Consider the following 19812-nt stretch of genomic DNA (forward strand, 5'->3'; position numbering starts at 1 on the left):
CTTTTTTCCTCTTTCATTCTACATAATATATTGATCCAAAGCATTTACTGCAAAACCGATATAAATCGCTTTCGCAAAAAAATCAAACATCAATAACAACACTGCCACACTCGCAAACGGTCCGTAAATCGTTGTGTAATTGGCAAATCTTAAGTATATACTAAATCCAAAAATAATCAATATAAATAATACTGAGGTGACGAGCGCTCCCTTATAAATTTCTTTTAAGGTTAATGGAATTGATGGGACGACTTTAAACATGATCAGCATAATAATTAAAACAAAGAAGAAGCCGCCGCCAAATTGAATCAGACTCCAAATAGGTCCTAAATTAAGAAAGTTTAATATAAAAGGAACAATCGTCATCAGTACCATTAATCCCAAAATCAGAATCACTAGCAGCAAGGTATTTAAAGCCGCTGTAAAACGTGCCGGCATATATGGCTTAGGATCTACTTTATACATATAATCGACTGTTCTTGTTACCCGATAGATTCCCTTGGAACAGACATAAAGACAGATCAGCAAGGTAATAATGGAATAGTAAGATACACTTCTGGAAGTCAATAGCTCAATAACGCTGTTAGCAATATTTTCATTAAAAACCGTTTTTATTACCGACGTATCTTTTGCCAGATCGAAATGAAGCATCTGAGCAAAGCTTGCCAGCAACGTTGCTGCCGGAATTAATGATAAGATGAAATAATAAGCCAAACTGGTTGTATCTTCGGTTGAGACATGGCGTACATAAAAATCATACATTCGTCTTAGCTTGTTCATAGTTTCACCTCTTATTCTTTATTATATATGAAATAATTTAAAAATGATACAAATTACAATCATAAAAAAATCTCCGAATCGGAGATTAAAACAGATCTTCTTCATTTTTAGGATGTGCGCAAATCAATAAAGATTCCGTATTTTCTACACATTCTTTAACTAAGCTTTCATAATCAAAGTTTTCTTCATAACTAAGTACACGATGAAGTCTTGGCTTAGTTGCCGGATTTTTAGGGGTGAAAATCGTACAGCAATCTTCATAAGGCTCGATTGAAATATCATAAGTATCAATCTTTTGAGCAATATCAATGATTTCCAGTTTATCCATGCAGACAACCGGACGAATGATCGGCATATTCGTTACCTCATTAATGACACTCATGCTTTCTAAAGTCTGCGAAGCGACCTGACCGATACTTTCACCATTGGCTAAAACTAAACAATGATTTTTTTTTGCAATTTCACATGCCACACGGTACATCATACGGCGCATGCACGTCATCGCATAAGATTCATCGCAATGTTCATAGATGGCTAATTGAAGATCTGTAAACGGAACGATATGCACTTTTATTTTATCTGTATAAGCAGTCAGTTTTTGAACTAGACGCAACACTTTGTCACGAGCACGATCACTCGTATAAGGCGGTGATGAGAAATGAATGCATTCAATCACCACTCCTCTTTTTAAAGTCAGATAACCAGCAACCGGTGAATCAATCCCGCCAGAAAGCATTAATAAGGCTTTGCCACCGACACCAACCGGATACCCACCGGCTCCCTTGACCACATCATTCATGATATAGGTGTATTCTTTACGTAATTCTACTTTTACTAAGATTTGCGGATAATGCACATCTACTTTAAGATCTTTCGTGGTATGATTAAAAACATGTCCTGCCATAACTCGATTTATTTCCTGAGAGCTAAGTGGAAAATCTTTATCATTTCTTTTCGTATCAATCTTAAATGTTGTACCATCACAATTTTCTACGATGTACTCAACAGCTTTCTTTATTTCTTCAAGATCACTGTTCACTTTGATTGCCAATGAAAAAGAGTGAATACCAAACACCTTTTTCAATTTTTCTACAACTGCCTCCTGATCTTCATCATGAAGCAGGATATATAAGCGATCGTAAGTTCTCTGATATTCCAAACTGCTAAACTCAGCTAAAGCCGCTTTAACATTCTGAACCAATTTTCCAATAAAGAGCTTACGGTTCTTTCCTTTTGTTGTGAGTTCACCAAAGCGAACTAAGATATGATCATACTGCATTCTTCTACCTCTGTTTCTTTAAATTTTTCATTGTTTCTTGGACTGCACTGATAAAAGTGTCCAATTCTTGCTGTGATGTTAATGCGGATAAACTGATGCGAATAGCGCTGCTGCCAATGGCAGGATCAACATGCATCATTTCTAAAGTACGTGACATCTGACTGGATTTCGTTGAACAGGCAGAACGAGTAGAAACATAAATCTCATATTTTTCTAATTCATGAACAAATACTTCAGGTTTATAGCCTACAAATGAAACATTGATAATATACGGTGATCCATTGGTCAAAGGAGTATTAATAACGACTCCCTCCATCATGGTTAAACGTTCTCTTAAATAATGATTCATCTGTTTGACTTTCATCATCTTATCATTTAAATGCTCCAATGCCAGACGCATAGTCTTTGCCAGCACTATATTTGTAAGCACATTGCTGGTTCCGGCTCTTAAATTAAATTCCTGCTGTCCGCCGCTCACCAATGGAACAATCTGGCAGCTGTTTTTCTTCATCAGGATTCCACTGCCCTTTAAGCCATAAATCTTATGCGCAGAAAAACTGGCTAAGTCAATCTGACTTAAATCAATTGGCACTTTTCCTAAAGATTGTACCATATCAATATGAATTTTAGTCAGCGGATTTTTCTCACGGACGATTTTGACAATCTGATCCACCGGATTAATGAATCCTACTTCATTATTAATATGCATGATTGATACCAAAATCGTATCTTTACGAATGGCTTGATTTAATTGGTCTAAATCGAGCTTGCCATAACGATCCACATTGATATACGTGATCTCATAGCCAAATACTTTTTCTAACTGATGACAGGTTTCATACACCGATGAGTGTTCACAGGTACTGGTAATAATATGTTTGCCGCGATTGGCGTATTGAAATGCCACGCCTTTGATCGCCATATTGTTTGCTTCGCTGGCTCCGCTGGTAAACAGAACTTCATCATATTTAACGTGCAGCATATCAGCAATTAACTGACGTGATTTATTCATCAAGCTTTCCGTCTCTAATCCTAATTTGTGAATGGAATCCGGATTTGCGAATAATTCATTCAACAGCTTGGTATACGTTTTAGTTACTTCTGGGTTCAGCGGTGTTGTCGCTGTATAATCTAAATAGATCAATCTACTCCCTCATTTCTTTCATAGACATTATATGCAAACTCATAAAATAAAATCAATATTTAAATGAAAAACCCTACTACAAAGTAGGATTTTTAACACTTTTTGTTGTCAGCCTTTCATTGAAACCTGGCTGAATTTTTTCTACGATATCCACCGCAATCTTTAATGCTTCTGAATATTCTCCATTTCTAAACAACAATTCCGCTTTCGTTAATTCCGTATTCACTTCTAAAAACGCAGAGCGATAACGATTTCCATAAACAATTGTTTCTTCCACCATATCAGCGGTAATCACTAAATTATGCACATTTTCATAAAGCTGATAAATGATATCTCTTGCTTCATCTGCCTGTTTGGTTAAAACATTTAAATCAATTGGCAGACTGTTTCTTAAAATCTGAATAGCATTTGCACGTTCATAAGCTTCATCGATATAATCGATGTATTTTTCCGAGATCGATGGCAGATGTGTGTTTTTGATTTCCGACTTAATTTCCAACAAGACGATATTGACATTGTCTAATTCATCAATAGCTCTTTGTTCTGTTAAGTAAAGCTCATCACGCTTACTAAAGAAGTAACGCAATGTATCTTCATACTTCTCACTTTTTGCCAATAAATCTTTTAAGCGTTCCACGACGACTGCATAGCTGAAATCCTTTGACTGAATCAGATGTTCCAAGCTTTTTGTCTCATCTAAAATAATTTCTAATTCCGGATAGGATTGTTCAATGTCTAAATGAAGGTCCTCAATGATATAGCGTTCATGAAGTTTTTTATACTCCGTGATCGCATATTTGTAATCTTCATGTACTTCGCTGATTTTATTAAATATATCTTTCCAGATCGTTAAATATTCATTATGAGCCGCCTCTTCCTGCTCGAAATCCTTCATTAACTCATTAATCTCTGTAGTGATCACTTCTAAAGTTGAGCCGACCGCTTCGATTTTTAAATCCTGCATATCTTTCAATGCCGATTCTAACTCCATTTGCATCTTATTAAAACGTGTTGTTGCATTCAAACGTTCCAAACAGAATCCATTTTCATTCATGCTTTCCATTCTTTTGGTAATTTCAGAAAAGCGTTTTGGAATATAATTTCTCGAAATAGATACATATGTAGGTAAATCACGTACATTAACCGCTAAAAAGTCAATAGTTTCTGTTAGCTTCGCACATTTCTCATTGGCTTCAGCATAAAGCTGAGCATTCATCATTTCTTCTAATTCCGAAAATTCCTGTTCTAAAGTGACAAGGGATTCACCAACAGCCGGAACATATTCATCAATCTTATACTTAACATTTTCAAAGTTAGCCGCTAACTCACGATATTTCTCTTTTAGTTTAATAATGACAACACGCTGTTCATTTTCTATTTCTGTGATTGTTTCAATATCCGCCAACAGTTCTGTCGCATCTTTTTTATATTTTTCAACTAATAATTTTAAACTAACTAACTTTCCTTTTACTTTGCTTAATCTTCTGAAATAGAGCTGTTCATCGATTTCATTAATCGCAAAAGCAACCTCTTCTTTCAACAATGTATTCAGCGCATCGTTTCTTTCCAAAAATTGTTCATATTTTTCGACTAATCCCTCATCGTTCAAAGCAATCTTTTTTACGCGTCCTAAACGATATTGAATGGGCATACTTTTAATTGAATTAATTTCACCATCCAATTCCAATACCTCTTTGCGGTATTTCTTTAATTTCATTGATCGATATACAAAAAAAGCAATAATCAACGCGATTAAAACGACCAATATAATAATAAGTTTAGATTTTCCAAAACTATTGACAAAGTCCATGATTGATTGCATACTCACACCCCTAATTGATTTCTTTTTAAATTATAGCATAGTTCCTTGCTGAATTCATTATATACTTTTTGTTTTTTTCATTATTTTTCTTGCAAATAATACTTAAATCATGTAATATGTAATGGTGCTAGAAAGAGGCAGCACATGTTGTTATCAAAAAAGTGTTTATAACCAGGCGAAAACCCACGTTTGTAAAGTATCTGGCTGCAAATGAGAAATACTTAATATGAACACTTCTGATATGAAACATGCGTCTAATTATTTCAAAGCAAAAAAATAAAATTAGATGGAGGAACACAAATGTCACGTTACACAGGACCACAATGGAGAATCTCTAGACGATTAGGATTTTCTACATTAGAAACAGGAAAAGAATTAAACAGAAGAGCTTATGCTCCAGGACAACATGGTCAAAAAAGAAGAAAATTAACTGAATACGGTGCTCAATTAGCTGAGAAACAGAAAGTAAGAAATATGTATGGAATGAACGAAAAACAATTCCGTAACACATTCTTTAGAGCAAGTAAAATGTCTGGGGTTAAAGGGACTAACTTCTTCTGCTTATTAGAATCAAGATTAGATAACTTAACTTATAGATTAGGTTTAGCAACTACTCGTAGAGCAGCTAGACAATTAGTTAACCATGGTCATATCTTAGTTAACGGTAAAAAAGCAAACATCCCTTCTTACCAAGTAAAGGTTGGAGATGTTATCTCTGTTAAAGAATCTTCTAAAAACCTAGCAGTGATTAAAGCTGCTGTAGAAGCAACTACACATATCCCTGGATTTGTTGAATTTGATGCAGATAAATTAGAAGGTAAATATGTAAGATTACCTGAAAGATCTGAATTAAACCAAGAAATCAATGAATCATTAATCGTTGAATACTACAACAGATTGGGTTAATCGAAACGGTCATGATGACCGTTTTTTATTTTCCTTAATTTTAGTATACAAAAAAGCAGCCTAGGCTGCTTTTTCCAGTTCCACATAAATTGCAACATGATCCGATACACGATCCCCTTCTAAGAAAAAGCGTTTCGCATCAATTGCCCGATAATCATTTGTATTGGTAAAGACATAATCTAGCCTTAATTTTTCGGCATGTCTGAATTCAATTCCGCTGGGATTAATAAAAGTATAATCATTCATCCCTTCCGGATTTGCCTGCAGATACTGATCAATATACGCCTGTGATACCACCATGTCATAATATCGCGTATTGTAATCATTACTGAAATCTCCGCTGATTACCGTGAAAACATCAGGCTCTTCTTTAATCCATTGATCAAGCTGCTGAAATTGGTATTCAAACGGTTCATATTCATCATCCCCCCACCCTAAGTGGACAGAATATACATTAATTTTTTGATCGTGATCCCATAATGTGATCTTCATTACTTTACGACTTTTATAACTGAAAGTATCTGCGGTTTTAGAAATATAGCGGCACTCCACTTTTTCAATCGGACAACGGGTAATAATGCCTATTCCTTCTTCATAGATCGTAAAGCCAAAATGAGAGAAATCCCATGCATAATGATACGTATCTTTTGCTTTTTCATTCACCATATCACAAATAATCTTCAATGCGTTATCTTCACGAATATGATCATGTGCATAAGGTGTATTAATTCTTTGCGATGCTTCTGAAAAGCACATAGCATCAATCTCTTCATCGATGATTTTATCGGCAATTCGACGAAACTTTTCTTCCTGATTATCTTCCTGATAAGAATTTAGATTTAAAGCCATGATTTTCATAACAGCATTCCCCCGTTTAAAAACATTAGATAGTAGTTTATTAAAATATTGATATTTTTTGACCATAATAAAGTTCTGTAATACAGTATAGCACACTATTTAGGGGTATTCTAGTCTCATTGGCGCTTTTATTCACAACAAATCAGAGTAAGCGCTTTATAATTTAACATTTTTTATCATTCGCTAAGAAGAGCTAAATGTCTAACTGAATGTGACAATAATTGTCTCTTTTATAAAAGATAACACAAAAATAAATCCTACCCCTATTTAAATTATATTCAAGAAATAAGTTGAAGTATTCGTGCTTTATTTATAAGTTATAAAAAAATAAAAAGAAGGAAATTTAAAGACCATCAATCCTTGCTGTCGCAATTCTTATGGTCTTTTCTTTTTAACATACTACAATATTGACAAAATTATTTTCAATTTTGAAATCACACTGAAATAAAGGATTTTTCACTTTATTAAAACAATTACTATACCAGTTTCTACATTAATTCAAACAATAAGTTTTACAAAATCATAAAAATATATATAACAAAAGCAAGAAACCTGTAGTTCGCCGCTTCCCGTAAACAAAATATTTGGATTATGGCACTTCCCTCGCCTTCTAACAATATATATAAAGTATAGTACAATTAAAAATCGCTATCACTTCTAAATATTTAAAAAAGCAAAAAAGATGTCAACATTTTTTTGACATCTCATTTTATTTATCTTATAACCACATTGACGATCTTATTTTTAACGACAATTACTTTCACAATATTCTTGCCTTCAATATGTGCTTTAACATTTTCCTGTGCCAATGCATCAGCTTTTACTTTTTCATCATCTTCATCTTTGGCAATGGTCATCTTCGCACGAAGCTTTCCATTTACTTGAATCGCAATTTCAACTTCATCATCAACCAACATCTTTTCATCATAAGTTGGCCAAGCTGCATAAGTTATAGATTCCGTATGTCCAAGCTTCTGCCACATTTCTTCACATATATGAGGAGCAATACATGAAAGCATCTTAATCAATGACTCAGCATATGGGCGATAAATAGTTTCTGATTTATAAGCTTCGTTAATAAAAATCATCATTTGACTAATTGCCGTATTAAATCCTAACGTATTATAGTCATCTGTCACTTTCTTTACGGTGCGATGATAAATTTTATCTAATGTACCGTCATTTTGATCTGAAAGTTTATCTTGTTCTATAAATAAACGATAAACACGATCCAGCCATTTTCTGGCTCCATCTAAACCATTCGTTGACCATGGCAAAGATGCCTCTAAAGGTCCCATGAACATTTCATAAAGTCTCAGTGCATCTGCTCCATGACTTTCAACAATATCATCCGGATTGATAACGTTTCCTTTTGATTTAGACATCTTCTCTCCATTATTTCCTAAAATCATTCCTTGGTGGAATAAACGCTGATATGGTTCTTTACTGTTCACGACACCACAGTCATAAAGCACCTTATGCCAGAAGCGAGAATAAAGTAAATGCAGTACCGCATGTTCCGCTCCGCCTACATATAAATCAACCGGCAGCCATTCATTGATGATTTTTGGATCACAAATTGCCTGATCATTATGAGGATCAATGTAACGGATATAATACCAGCATGATCCCGCCCATTGTGGCATCGTGTTTGTTTCACGACGGCATTTTTGACCATCAATTTCAACATATAACCAATTATCGCAATGTGCTAAAGGAGATTCCCCATCATCACTAGGTTTAAAATTATTAGTTGCAGGTAATTCAAGCGGCAATTCTTCTACCGGGACAGTGACCATCGTACCGTCAGGTTTATAAATAATAGGAATTGGTTCTCCCCAATAACGCTGTCTTGAAAACAGCCAGTCTCTTAATTTATAAGTAATTTTAGCTTCACCGCAGTGATTTTCATTTAACCATTCAATCATGGTTTTAATCCCATCTTCTTTGTTTAAACCATTTAAGAATTCTGAATTGATATGTACCCCATCTTCAGTATAAGCAGCTTCTTCAATATTTCCGCCTTCAAGCACCGGGATAATCTCAATTCCAAATTTTTTCGCAAATTCGTAATCACGTTCATCATGTGCCGGAACAGCCATGATTGCACCTGTTCCATAACTTGCTAATACATAATCTGCAATCCAGATTGGAATTTCTTTCCCGTTTACCGGATTGACCGCATAAGCACCTGTAAAAACCCCTGTTTTTTCTTTAGACAACTCAGTTCTTTCCAAATCTGACTTGCTGGCGATAGATTCTTTATAAGCGGCTACTGCTTCCCTTTGATTTACACTGCTAATTTCATCGACAAAAGGATGTTCCGGTGATAAAACACAATAGGTTGCACCAAACAAAGTATCCGGGCGTGTTGTAAATACAGTAAATTCTTTATTTGTTCCGGCAATTTTAAATTGTACATTTGCACCGCTTGATTTTCCAATCCAGTTGCGCTGCATCTGTTTTGTAGGCTCAGGCCAGTCTAAATCTTCAAGATCTTCCAATAGACGTTCTGCATATTTTGTAATACGCAATACCCATTGACGCATCGGTTTTCTGATTACCGGAAATCCGCCACGTTCTGACTTACCGTCGATAACTTCTTCATTCGCTAAAACTGCTTTCAATTCAGGACACCAATTCACCGGAATTTCATCAATATAAGCTAATCCCATATCATATAATTTAGTAAATATCCATTGTGTCCATTTATAATAGTCTTGATTAGATGTTGCAATTTCACGATCCCAATCATAAGAAAAACCTAATGATTTAATCTGAGTTCTAAACGTATTGATATTGTTTGTCGTAAATTCAGCCGGGTGATTTCCTGTGGTAATTGCAAATTGTTCTGCCGGCAATCCAAAAGAATCAAATCCCATTGGATGCAGCACATTAAATCCCTGCATTCTTTTCATTCTTGCGATAATGTCAGTCGCTGTATATCCTTCCGGATGCCCAACATGCAGCCCTTTCCCTGATGGATATGGAAACATATCCAATGCATAGTATTTGGGTTTGCTTAAATCAAATGTATCTGTTTTAAACGTTTTATTTTGTTCCCAATATTGTTGCCATTTTTTTTCAATCGTACTGTGATCAAAAGCCATTTTCTTTACCTCCTAAATAAAAAAAGCCATCCTCTAAGGACGACTTTGATCGCGATACCACCTTAGTTCACATCATCATGTGCACTCAATTCATTAACGCAGACTCACGTTATCTACTACTGATTCATAGATACATCTCACAGGCGAGTTCATTTTTTGATTTTATCGATTTTCACCAGCCATCGACTCTCTACTAAAACCGCAAAATTACTACTCCTGATCATAGATTTTAATTCTATTAAAGAATAGCATAACTGCTTCTTAAAATCAACAAAATTTATTATTGTCGCTATATTTAAGTGTAAATTAGTAGCCTTGGTCTTTTAAACAATCTATCAAACTGACTTTTGACAGTAAACACATCGGTAACCAACCGCTTAAAAGCCCCAGACTCCCCATCAAGACCACTACCCCCATTGACCACAACAAGGGAATAGCTTTAACCACCGTAAACCCCAAAGTTTTGATAAGCAGCTGACTCCCCTGGGATAAAAGCATCTGAACAAAAAGCACTCCGCCTACCCCGCCAGTCACACTTATGATTAAAATATCCAGTCCCTGCAAATATAGAATTTGTCGGCGAGAGGCCCCAATCATTCTAAACAGACCAATCTCCTTTATTTTTTCTGTTATATTCAAATAGACTGTCATTCCTAAAAGCAGAAAAATAGTAATCAGCATCACTCCTGTAATCCCATAAAGAAAATAACTGACCTTCTTTAAGATTACTGTGACCTGATCACTGATGTTCGCCCCTACCTCCTTATATTCATATTTTGGAAACTGATTTCGATAAAATGTAAGCAGTTCATCAATTTCCCCATCACTATACAACATTAAATAGTCCCCAGTTACACTTGGAAGATCAAATAAGCTTTCAATAATTTTCAATTCATCCAGGCTATTTCTATAAATAGTGTCCATTCCTGTATATTCATCAACCACGCCCACCACTTGGAAACCAAATCTTTTTTCTTGATCAGCATATTGATAATGTCCGTAGACTGTTTTTTCACTTAAAGTTTCTCCGAACAGTCGTTCATATGTATTTTTGGAAAGCATGATCTCGCTTTCTTTTTGGGGCAGTCTTCCAAAAAGGAGCCGCAATTCATCATGTGCACATCGTGTATTATCACCAATAAAAAGAATCTCTCCACTATCTTTACTGATACCAAAAAAATCGATATAAGGAAGATTCAAATATGCCCCTTGTATGTGTTCATTCGCTTCCATCAGTGCTGTGGCATCTTGAATATCCAGCCAATGACGATCTGTAAATTTAAGACTGATACACTGCTGAGGGAAAATCTTTTTAATTTCTTTGAAAGTTTCCTGTTTTAACCCATAACTGACAACCAAAGTCAGCATTAAGCAGATCGTACCAAACATGACCGCAAAAACAGATAACAAATGCCGCTCTTTTTGACTTTTAAAACTTTCTTTCAACAACTGATAATAATCTAGGATAATCCGTCTTTTTCTTTTTTTCTTCATCGGCGACAAACGATAGGGCGAAGAAATATTGGTTTGATCCAGCTGCCCATCATGCAGATATAAAATATGATTACAGTATTGACTTAGCAGGTTAATATCATGACTGACGATAATCACAATTGCCTTTTGCGCATATTCTTTTAAAAGTTCTATCATATTGACCGCATTTTCCTGATCCAGCGCACTTGTCGGTTCATCACACAATATAATCGCCGGATCTTTTTTCAGACCACGCACAAGAGATAAACGCTGCTGCTGTCCGCCGGACAGCTGTCCACAGCACTTTACTTTTATTCCATTCATATTTAATTTCTTTAAAAGTTGTTTTTCTTCCACCACACTTTGCCGATGAGAAAAATAAGAATATAAATTGAGATTATTTTTCACTGACCATTTCGATAACAAAGCAACCTGCTGATATAAAGTGCAGACATAATGCAATCGATACTGCTGTCGATCCTTTTTAATATTTATCCCATTAAACTTAACAATACCCTGATAATCTTCTTCCAGTCCCCCTATTATATTCAATAAAGTGGTCTTTCCTGCTCCGCTTTGCCCATGAATACCAATAAGTGCCGGACCTTCTATTTTTAAATTGACTTTATTTAATATACATTGATCACGATATTTCTTAGTAACATTCACAAGCTCTAGCATAAATCACCCTCCCGTAAAATTTGTCCCGCATCTTTTTTAAAGATTCTTAGCAATGATATTGAGATGGCTAATCCATTTACTATTATCAGCATCACCAAAATCGCAATATAAACAAACATCGGCAGCTTTAACCCAGTAAAAAATGTCTGATCATAAGGGATGATAAGTAAATTTGATAAGGAAGGATCAATCCATTTGGGCAGACAACGATTCAACAATAAAATAATACTGCCACCAAAGAAGCTGCCTGCAAATAAAGTGATAAAGCTAATTAACGTACCTTCATATAAATAAAGCTTCCCGATTTGCCAACGCGAAATTCCATATACTCGAAGCATCGTGATTTCTTTTCGCTTCTGCAAAAAAGAAGCATAATGCAATAAATAACTCATCAGGATATTCATTGTCATCGTAATAAAAAGGAAGATTCCTAACACAGTGTTAATCATCGAAACAAGTGTCTCAATATTTGTTTCGAATTCATAAAAATCATTCCTCATTGTATAGTTTGTCTGCTGACTTCTCGTATCAATCGCCTTTTTTACTTGGGTATAATCTTCAAAGATTATGGTGATGGCTTTTTCTTCATACCATTGAATATCATTTTCAAGTAAAGAAGAAAAATAAACATTTTTATAAGATAGCGGATCTAATGCATAGCCGCATACGATAAATTGCTCTTCTTTTCCGTTAAGCAGATAATAAACCGTTTCGCCAATGACATTCTTTAATGTCGGATCAATTTCTTTAGCTAAGTCAAAAGATAGGATTATTTCTTCCCTAGCTTTTGGACTCTCTCCTTCAAATTGCACCTTGGTTATATCAGGTACGATTTGAAAATGAATATCCTTATTTTCATTTTCCAAATTAAGTACCGCTCGTTTTCGAGCAACCGTCTGTACGCCTTCCCATTTTTCAATCGACTGTATATCTTCCTGCGTTACTGTTTGATTGGGATCAGCATTTTTATAAACTGTAAGTTCATTTTGTGTAACAGAATAAGATTGCAGTTTCATCAAATAACGAGATGTCCCGCCGGATAATGAAAAAATAAGCATCATGATAGCAATCATAAGCAGCTGTGATATCTGACTAACGATCAGTTTTCCTCTTTTTGAATAGATATTCCATTTTATATAGTTCCAGCAGCTCCTCCTATTAAGCTGATAGGATTGATTGTTATGACGTGTAAAGGCAGTTGGTCTTTCAACTTCTTCATCAGAAACAATCTTCCCATTTGCCAGACCTATTTTACGGCAGACACCTTCTTTAAATAGATGGGTATCGTGACTAACGACTATAATGAGTGCATCTTTAGCTAGATCAACAAAAAGCGAGTGAATCAGCTTAGCTGTCTTTTGATCTAGTGCAGCTGTTGGTTCATCCGCTAAAATGATCTTAGGCCGAACCAAAAGAACTCTAGCAATAGCAATTCGCTGTTTTTGTCCACCTGAAAGCTGCTGAACAATAGTTTTCATATAGCTATCCATTTCTACTTTTTTCAGCACACTCTCAATACGATCCTCATCAAACCCAAAAAGCTTTAAGTTATCTTCCACACTCATCGCTTCGATCAGATGGTATCCCTGAAAAATAAAAGATACATCATTTTGATGTATCCGGTCTTTATCGCAGCGATATTTATTAGTGTAAGAAATTCCTTTTACCACCACTTCTCCTTTACTAGGTGTAATCAATCCGCCAATCAAATGCAGTAAAGTCGATTTGCCGCTTCCTGATGGTCCGGTAACTAAAACAATACCCGGATGATGAAACTGTAAATTAATATCCTCTAATATACTTGTCTGTTTTAAATGATAAGATAAATGAAATAATTGTAAAAGCATACGTATTCCTTCCTATTCATGGTATAATGACTGCGGTGATAAAATGAATTTCAAATATACTTTAGATGATAAACGCTATCATACTTTTAATTATTATTTAAAAACAAAATACAAACAGAAAATCGCTAAAATCTCATTAAATGCTGATTTTACCTGCCCGAATCGTGATGGAACATCCGGAATTGGAGGCTGTTTATTTTGCAGTGACAGCGGTTCAGGAGATTTTGCCGGTGATCCCAAAGATAGTCTCCAACTGCAATTTGATAAAGTCAGTCAGATGATGAAAAGAAAATGGCCTGATTGTAAATACATTGCTTATTTCCAAGCAAACTCCAATACTTATGGTTCGGTAAAAAAACTAAAAGAGACATTTGAGCCTTTCGTCAACAAAAAAGATGTCGTTGGCATCGACATTGCCACCCGACCTGACTGCTTAAACGATGAAATCATTGAATATTTAGCTGATTTAAACCAACGTACTGATTTATGGATTGAATTAGGACTGCAAACGATCCATGAAGAAAGCGCTCAATGGTTTAATCGCGGCTACTCTCTTTCAGTATTTGAAAAAGCTTTGCATCAGCTGCGTGAACATAATATTTCGGTCTGCGTGCATATCATTAACGGTCTGCCGGTTGAAACATCGGAAATGATGCTTCAAACTGTAGAATATTTAGCCGGACAGGACATTCAGGGAATCAAGATTCATATGCTTTATGCATTAAAAAACAGTCGTATAGCCCAATATATGGAAGCCCATCAAATTGATTTTATGGAACGCGAGGCGTATATTGATTTAGTTGTCCATCAATTAGAGCTGTTGCCACCTCATGTTGTTGTACAGCGCCTTACCGGTGATGGAAAGCAGGATGAACTTTACGGACCCCTCTGGTCTATTAAAAAAGTAACGATTTTAAATGATATTACAAAAAGAATGAAAGCCCTAGATACTTATCAGGGGCAGCGTTATCCGCGTTCATAAGAACGCTTTTTTTGTTAAACAAAAAGTGCCTTTCGGCACTCTTTTTATTCATCTGTTTCAATAAGACCATATCCGCCATCATGACGAACATATACAACACTTACCAATTCGGTTTCAATATCTTTATACACATAGAATTTATGTCCTAATAATTCCATTTGCATAATGGCTTCTTCCAAATCCATTGGCTTAGGTGTAATGGTTTTAGTACGAACGACAACATCCTCTTCATTGTCATCCACATCTTCTATAGATTCCATATTAAATGTTGGTTTATTATTTCTTCGACTTAATTTCGTCTTTTGTTTTCTAATTTGCCCTTCAATCTTTTCAATGACTTTATCAATTGCTGCATATAAGTCATCATCCACATCCTCTGCACGTAAGATCACATAATCTGTAGGAATAGTCACCTCTATCTTCTGACCATAAGGATAGGTTCTGGCTAATACTTTCGCTTCCACATCATCGCTGATGATGAAATATTTGTTTAATTTAGCCAGTTGTTTAGTGATTTTGTTTTCGATTGCTTCAGTAATTTCAATATTCTTCCCTCTTACAATTACTTTCATAACAATCCCTCCTTCTATGCTTTTATTATACACTACTTAGCTTTTGATTACATCAAAAATGAGAAGAAAAATTAAATAATGTAAGCGTTTTAAAAATAAAGAGATACCCTTTCGGATACCTCTATAAATAGTTCTTTAAAACTTCCACTTTATCTAAATTTTCCCATGGCAGATTCAAGTCACCGCGTCCAAAATGACCATAAGCCGCTGTCTTTGAATAAATTGGGCGAAGCAAATCCAAACTATGTATGATACCATTTGGCGTTAAATCAAAGTTCTCTTTGATGGCTTTCAGTAAAACTTCCTGACTCACCTTTCCAGTGCCAAATGTTTCAACAAAAACAGATGTCGGTTCAGCCACACCAATAGCATAAGACAATTGAATCTCTGTCTTTTCAGCTAATCCGGCTGCCACAATATTTTTTGCAATATATCGTGCCATATAGGCGGCTGAACGGTCTACTTTTGATGGATCTTTTCCACTAAAAGCACCACCGCCATGACGAGCATACCCGCCATAAGTATCTACGATGATCTTTCTTCCTGTTAATCCTGTATCACCATGAGGACCGCCAATGACAAAACGCCCAGTTGGATTAATAATGACACGGAAATCCTGATTCATATCATACTTCGATACGACATACATCATAATTTCATTCTTGACGTAGTCTCTGAATTCTTCTTCGTTATAATCTTCATCATGCTGAATAGACATCAAGATCGTATCAATCTTAATATTTTGCGGATCTGTATAGTCCACAGTAACCTGAGATTTCATATCCGGACGCGCATGTTTAAATTCTCCTGCCAAACGTTTTTCCGTAGCGACACGAACCAATTGATGAGCAATAGAAATCGCCAACGGCATATATCCTTCTGTTTCAGTTGTAGCATAGCCAAACATGATTCCCTGATCTCCGGCTCCGCCGACTTCTTTATTGGTTCCTAAAGCAATATCAGCAGACTGTGTATCCAAAACCACACGAATTTCACAATGATCCGCATCAATACCGATATCCGCAGATGTATATCCGATTTTCTTTAATGTATCTCTTGCTACTTTTTCATAATCGACAACAGCATTGGTCGTAATTTCACCACCAATAATTAATAGATTAGTTGTCGCAAAACATTCGCAGGCAACACGTGAATATGGATCCTCTGCTAAGCAGGCATCTAAAATTGCATCAGAAATTTGATCACACACTTTATCGGGATGCCCGATTGATACAGACTCCGATGTAAATAAAATTTTTTCACTCATTTGTCTTTCCCCCATTCTTATTTTCTACTGCAAATAAAAAAGCCTCCTAGAGGAAAGCTTTATATACTAAAGATTTTCCTCTTATTGTTCGAGATAGCCTCGCTTAGGTACGGCACCTTCTTTTGCAAAAGGGTTGCCACCACATTATCGATCCTCATCTAGTGGTTCTTAATAAGAGCTTTATTTTACTTGTCAATATTCTGTTGAATTATCCTTGTTATGGATCAATGCTTCAATCACATCATCAGACAGATGAACGCTCTTGTACACTTCCATTAATTTTTTTAAGTATTCGTCCTCCATATTTTTCACCTCAATATATTTTGGCGAAATATGTCAAAACTATACTTCCAACTCAACGCAATTGATTATAACTAAAAGACTTGAATAAATCAAGCGTTAATGCAATTAATATAAAATAAAAAAGCAGAAATAATTTTCTACTTTATTATTCTAACATGTTTTAATGGACAAAACGTCTCATCTTTATCGCAATTTATTTTGCCATTTTTTGCATTCGACTGCTTATTTCCTTGATTGTATCACATACCCATTGCATTTTTTCTTCCGGTATGCAATCCATCACAATTTTATCAATGCTGGCATGAATTTCATTATGTACATCCACTGCCTTTTTACCGCTTTGTGTCAATACTAAATAGACAACCCTTTTATCCGCATCGGAACGAGAACGCATCACCATCTTTTTTTCAATCAGCTTATTGATTGCGGTTGTTAAAGAACCGATCGTAATGCGCAGACGATTTGCCACATTGGTCATCGTTGGCTTCAGCTCTAAAGAAACCGCTTCTAGCACATGAACTTCAGAAACAGATAAATTTGAAAATACGGTCTTTTTTAACTCTTGTGTTTGCAGATCATATGTTATATTTACACAATCGACCAATAAAGCTGTAATCGATTCGTTCTTTTCCATTAAACCGCTACGACTTCGACAACTCCTGGAACTTCTTCAATCAGGATTTGCTCTACCCCATCTTTTAATGTTTCATCAATCATAGAGCATCCTGCACAAGCTCCAAGCATTTTCACATACACGATTCCATCTGCAAATCTAACAAACTCAATATCTCCTCCATCATGCTGTAAATAAGGGCGAATTTTAGTAATAACATTGATAATATTTTGTTCTAAATTTTCCATAATTTATTTCTAACCACCTTTTCAATATGCTTAATATTTCTTTCATATTATAACATATTTTTAATGCATTTAAAGAATTATATGCTATAATAACTAGGAGTGGGGGGATAATCATGAAAATGATTAAAATCGGCGATATTGTTGAGGTTACCATTACCGGTGTACAGCCGTATGGGGCTTTTGCAACGTTGTCTAATCACCTGACTGGATTGATCCATATTTCAGAAATTTCTGAAGGATTTGTTAAAGATATTGAGAATTTTGTTCATAAGGGTGAAAAAGTTCGGGTGAAAGTCATCGATATTGATAACGCAACCAATCAGGCTAAGCTGAGTCTCAAAGCTATCGATAGTAAATCGAAGCGTCGCGAACGTCGTCTCAGTTACAAAAATCAAAGGAAGCAAATTCGCGAGACCCCAAAAGGTTTTGAACCCTTAAAAGAAATGTTGCCTATTTGGATAACAGAGGAACTAATGAAACTGGAGGAAAAAATACATGATTAAATTGAACTTAGAAAACGCAAAGCTAGATCAAGATATTTTATCATATAGTGATAAAGTAAAAGAACTTCACAGCATGATTCATGAAAAAACTGGTAAAGGAAATGATTTCTTAGGTTGGTTAGACTGGCCGGTTAATTATGATAAAGATGAAGTTGCAAGAATTAATGCAAAAAGTAAAGAAATCATTGAAAAAGTAGATGTCTTATTAGTTTGTGGAATCGGTGGTTCTTACTTAGGAGCAAGAGCTGCAATTGAAGCATTAAACGGAATCTATCCAACAAATAAAGTGAAAATTATTTATGTAGGGAATACATTCTCATCAAATTACATTGCTCAAGTAGTCGAATTCATCAAAGATAAAGAATTTGCAATCAACTGTATCTCAAAATCTGGTACAACAACTGAAACTTCTATCGCATTTAGAATTTTTAAAGAATTAGCGGAAAAGAGATATGGAAAAGAAGAAGCTAAAACACGTATTATTGCCACTACAGATAAAGAAAAAGGGGCATTGAAAACATTAGCTGACAATGAAGGCTATGAAACTTACACAATCCCTGATGATATCGGTGGTCGTTATTCTGTTTTAACAGCTGTTGGTTTATTCCCAATCGCAGTAGCTGGAATTAACATTGAAGAAATGTTAGCAGGTGCCGCAAAAGCAAGAGAAGATTACAACAACCCTGATTTAGCTACAAATGACTGCTATAAATACGGTGTTGCTAGACAAATGCTGAATAATCAAGGATATCCAGCAGAAATGTTCGTAACTTACGAATTACAGTATGCAATGCTTGCTGAATGGTGGAAACAATTATTCGGTGAATCAGAAGGAAAAGAAAACAAAGGGGTATTACCTACTTCTGCAACATTCTCAACCGACCTGCATTCATTAGGACAATTTATCCAAGAAGGGTCAAAAGTATTATTTGAAACTGTATTGCAAGTAACAAAACCTATTTCTGACATTACTATTCCTGAAGATGCAGATAATTTAGATAATTTAAATTATTTAGCCGGAAAATCAGTGGATTATGTAAATAAAAAAGCAGCTGAAGGAACTATCGATGCTCATTCTAATACAGGAAATGTACCAAACATCTTAGTTACACTTGATGAAATGACACCATATTCATTCGGATACATGGTTTACTTCTTCGAAAAAGCATGTGCTTTATCTGTTTACTTATTAGGAGTGAATCCATTTAATCAGCCAGGTGTAGAAGTTTATAAAAAGAATATGTTCAAATTATTAGGAAAACCCGGAGCCTAATGTAATTATAAAAACCAAAGCGATCTGTCAGTTGACATGGTCGCTTTTTATTTCATAAAAAAACTTATAATTAGATACAAAAATTAGCGAAATATTATTGACGTATAAAAAAAGCTATGGTATTATAAATGGGCACTAGAAATTGGAGGTT

General features: G+C 35.2%; 16 protein-coding genes, 1 riboswitch and 1 other annotated feature. Of the genes, 4 read left to right on the forward strand and 12 right to left on the reverse strand.

What is annotated here, in order from left to right; all coding sequences use genetic code 11:
• Window positions 1-18 precede the first annotated feature (18 nt).
• The 4 genes from ACLRVU_RS12720 to ACLRVU_RS12735 all read right to left on the reverse strand — a co-directional run bounded on the left by ACLRVU_RS12720 (window position 19) and on the right by ACLRVU_RS12735 (window position 5025).
• Window positions 19-780, reverse strand: coding sequence for a YihY/virulence factor BrkB family protein (locus ACLRVU_RS12720; RefSeq protein ID WP_147553711.1), 762 nt, complete (start codon window positions 778-780; stop codon window positions 19-21).
• A gap of 85 nt (window positions 781-865) precedes the next feature.
• The gene (gene thiI / locus ACLRVU_RS12725; protein ID WP_412892139.1) at window positions 866-2059 is read right to left on the reverse strand and encodes a tRNA uracil 4-sulfurtransferase ThiI; all 1194 of its coding nucleotides are present in this window, start codon (window positions 2057-2059) and stop codon (window positions 866-868) included.
• 4 nt (window positions 2060-2063) lie between these two features.
• A complete protein-coding gene (locus ACLRVU_RS12730; protein ID WP_412892140.1) occupies window positions 2064-3203 on the reverse strand; it encodes a cysteine desulfurase family protein in 1140 nt (379 codons plus the stop codon).
• Between the two features lie 76 nt (window positions 3204-3279).
• On the reverse strand, window positions 3280-5025 hold the full coding sequence (locus ACLRVU_RS12735) for a septation ring formation regulator EzrA (protein ID WP_147553716.1): 1746 nt from the start codon (window positions 5023-5025) through the stop codon (window positions 3280-3282).
• A gap of 300 nt (window positions 5026-5325) precedes the next feature.
• Here ACLRVU_RS12735 and rpsD point away from each other — a divergent pair, with 300 nt between their 5' ends.
• Window positions 5326-5931: a 30S ribosomal protein S4 gene (gene rpsD, locus ACLRVU_RS12740; protein ID WP_147553717.1), complete on the forward strand. Its 606-nt coding sequence runs from the start codon at window positions 5326-5328 to the stop codon at window positions 5929-5931.
• Window positions 5932-5991: 60 nt separating this feature from the next.
• On the opposite strand, the gene ACLRVU_RS12745 is transcribed toward rpsD, so the two are convergent.
• The 4 genes from ACLRVU_RS12745 to ACLRVU_RS12760 all read right to left on the reverse strand — a co-directional run bounded on the left by ACLRVU_RS12745 (window position 5992) and on the right by ACLRVU_RS12760 (window position 13900).
• A complete protein-coding gene (locus ACLRVU_RS12745; RefSeq protein ID WP_147553718.1) occupies window positions 5992-6789 on the reverse strand; it encodes a hypothetical protein in 798 nt (265 codons plus the stop codon).
• 713 nt (window positions 6790-7502) lie between these two features.
• Window positions 7503-9899, reverse strand: a complete 2397-nt coding sequence (gene leuS / locus ACLRVU_RS12750; protein WP_412892141.1) for a leucine--tRNA ligase — start codon at window positions 9897-9899, stop codon at window positions 7503-7505.
• 32 nt (window positions 9900-9931) lie between these two features.
• Window positions 9932-10132 (reverse strand) — a binding site (T-box leader).
• Between the two features lie 73 nt (window positions 10133-10205).
• Entirely contained in the window at window positions 10206-12053 is a 1848-nt protein-coding gene (locus ACLRVU_RS12755) for an ATP-binding cassette domain-containing protein (protein WP_412892142.1), read from the reverse strand.
• The gene (locus ACLRVU_RS12760; RefSeq protein ID WP_412892143.1) at window positions 12047-13900 is read right to left on the reverse strand and encodes an ATP-binding cassette domain-containing protein; all 1854 of its coding nucleotides are present in this window, start codon (window positions 13898-13900) and stop codon (window positions 12047-12049) included. Before ACLRVU_RS12760 ends, ACLRVU_RS12755 begins: the two co-directional genes overlap by 7 nt.
• A 43-nt stretch (window positions 13901-13943) precedes the next feature.
• Here ACLRVU_RS12760 and ACLRVU_RS12765 point away from each other — a divergent pair, with 43 nt between their 5' ends.
• Window positions 13944-14882 carry a TIGR01212 family radical SAM protein gene (locus tag ACLRVU_RS12765; protein WP_412892144.1) on the forward strand — a complete coding sequence of 313 codons (939 nt, stop codon included), beginning with the start codon at window positions 13944-13946 and terminating at the stop codon, window positions 14880-14882.
• Window positions 14883-14926: 44 nt separating this feature from the next.
• On the opposite strand, the gene hpf is transcribed toward ACLRVU_RS12765, so the two are convergent.
• The 4 genes from hpf to ACLRVU_RS12785 form a co-directional block, all read right to left on the reverse strand.
• The gene (gene hpf / locus ACLRVU_RS12770) at window positions 14927-15454 is read right to left on the reverse strand and encodes a ribosome hibernation-promoting factor, HPF/YfiA family (RefSeq protein ID WP_041138368.1); all 528 of its coding nucleotides are present in this window, start codon (window positions 15452-15454) and stop codon (window positions 14927-14929) included.
• 121 nt (window positions 15455-15575) lie between these two features.
• The gene (metK, locus tag ACLRVU_RS12775; RefSeq protein WP_147553723.1) at window positions 15576-16721 is read right to left on the reverse strand and encodes a methionine adenosyltransferase; all 1146 of its coding nucleotides are present in this window, start codon (window positions 16719-16721) and stop codon (window positions 15576-15578) included.
• Window positions 16722-16799: 78 nt separating this feature from the next.
• A riboswitch (SAM riboswitch) is annotated at window positions 16800-16899 on the reverse strand.
• Between the two features lie 318 nt (window positions 16900-17217).
• Window positions 17218-17658 carry a MarR family winged helix-turn-helix transcriptional regulator gene (locus tag ACLRVU_RS12780; protein ID WP_412892145.1) on the reverse strand — a complete coding sequence of 147 codons (441 nt, stop codon included), beginning with the start codon at window positions 17656-17658 and terminating at the stop codon, window positions 17218-17220.
• Entirely contained in the window at window positions 17658-17885 is a 228-nt protein-coding gene (locus tag ACLRVU_RS12785; RefSeq protein WP_041138365.1) for a NifU family protein, read from the reverse strand. Before ACLRVU_RS12785 ends, ACLRVU_RS12780 begins: the two co-directional genes overlap by 1 nt.
• Before the next feature lie 113 nt (window positions 17886-17998).
• Here ACLRVU_RS12785 and ACLRVU_RS12790 point away from each other — a divergent pair, with 113 nt between their 5' ends.
• Together ACLRVU_RS12790 and ACLRVU_RS12795 are read left to right on the forward strand one after the other, a co-directional pair.
• Window positions 17999-18388 (forward strand): CvfD/Ygs/GSP13 family RNA-binding post-transcriptional regulator, encoded by a 390-nt coding sequence (locus ACLRVU_RS12790; protein WP_412097165.1) that lies wholly within the window; start codon window positions 17999-18001, stop codon window positions 18386-18388.
• A complete protein-coding gene (locus ACLRVU_RS12795; RefSeq protein WP_147553726.1) occupies window positions 18381-19661 on the forward strand; it encodes a glucose-6-phosphate isomerase in 1281 nt (426 codons plus the stop codon). The genes ACLRVU_RS12790 and ACLRVU_RS12795 overlap by 8 nt, the downstream gene beginning before the upstream one ends.
• The last annotated feature ends 151 nt before the right edge of the window (window positions 19662-19812 follow it).

The sequence above is a fragment of the Beduini sp. genome, assembly GCF_047239305.1.
In the GTDB taxonomy this organism is placed as follows: Bacteria; Bacillota_I; Bacilli_A; order Erysipelotrichales; family Coprobacillaceae; genus Beduini.

Bases quoted from the DNA above. Each gene is read 5' to 3' on its own strand.
- ACLRVU_RS12720 (WP_147553711.1), bottom strand. From the start codon at position 780: ATGAACAAGCTAAGACGAATGTATGATTTTTATGTACGCCATGTCTCA.
- thiI (WP_412892139.1), bottom strand. From the start codon at position 2,059: ATGCAGTATGATCATATCTTAGTTCGCTTTGGTGAACTCACAACAAAA.
- ACLRVU_RS12735 (WP_147553716.1), bottom strand. From the start codon at position 5,025: ATGCAATCAATCATGGACTTTGTCAATAGTTTTGGAAAATCTAAACTT.
- rpsD (WP_147553717.1), top strand. From the start codon at position 5,326: ATGTCACGTTACACAGGACCACAATGGAGAATCTCTAGACGATTAGGA.
- ACLRVU_RS12745 (WP_147553718.1), bottom strand. From the start codon at position 6,789: ATGAAAATCATGGCTTTAAATCTAAATTCTTATCAGGAAGATAATCAG.
- leuS (WP_412892141.1), bottom strand. From the start codon at position 9,899: ATGGCTTTTGATCACAGTACGATTGAAAAAAAATGGCAACAATATTGG.
- ACLRVU_RS12755 (WP_412892142.1), bottom strand. From the start codon at position 12,053: ATGCTAGAGCTTGTGAATGTTACTAAGAAATATCGTGATCAATGTATA.
- ACLRVU_RS12760 (WP_412892143.1), bottom strand. From the start codon at position 13,900: ATGCTTTTACAATTATTTCATTTATCTTATCATTTAAAACAGACAAGT.
- ACLRVU_RS12765 (WP_412892144.1), top strand. From the start codon at position 13,944: ATGAATTTCAAATATACTTTAGATGATAAACGCTATCATACTTTTAAT.
- hpf (WP_041138368.1), bottom strand. From the start codon at position 15,454: ATGAAAGTAATTGTAAGAGGGAAGAATATTGAAATTACTGAAGCAATC.
- metK (WP_147553723.1), bottom strand. From the start codon at position 16,721: ATGAGTGAAAAAATTTTATTTACATCGGAGTCTGTATCAATCGGGCAT.
- ACLRVU_RS12780 (WP_412892145.1), bottom strand. From the start codon at position 17,658: ATGGAAAAGAACGAATCGATTACAGCTTTATTGGTCGATTGTGTAAAT.
- ACLRVU_RS12785 (WP_041138365.1), bottom strand. From the start codon at position 17,885: ATGGAAAATTTAGAACAAAATATTATCAATGTTATTACTAAAATTCGC.
- ACLRVU_RS12790 (WP_412097165.1), top strand. From the start codon at position 17,999: ATGAAAATGATTAAAATCGGCGATATTGTTGAGGTTACCATTACCGGT.
- ACLRVU_RS12795 (WP_147553726.1), top strand. From the start codon at position 18,381: ATGATTAAATTGAACTTAGAAAACGCAAAGCTAGATCAAGATATTTTA.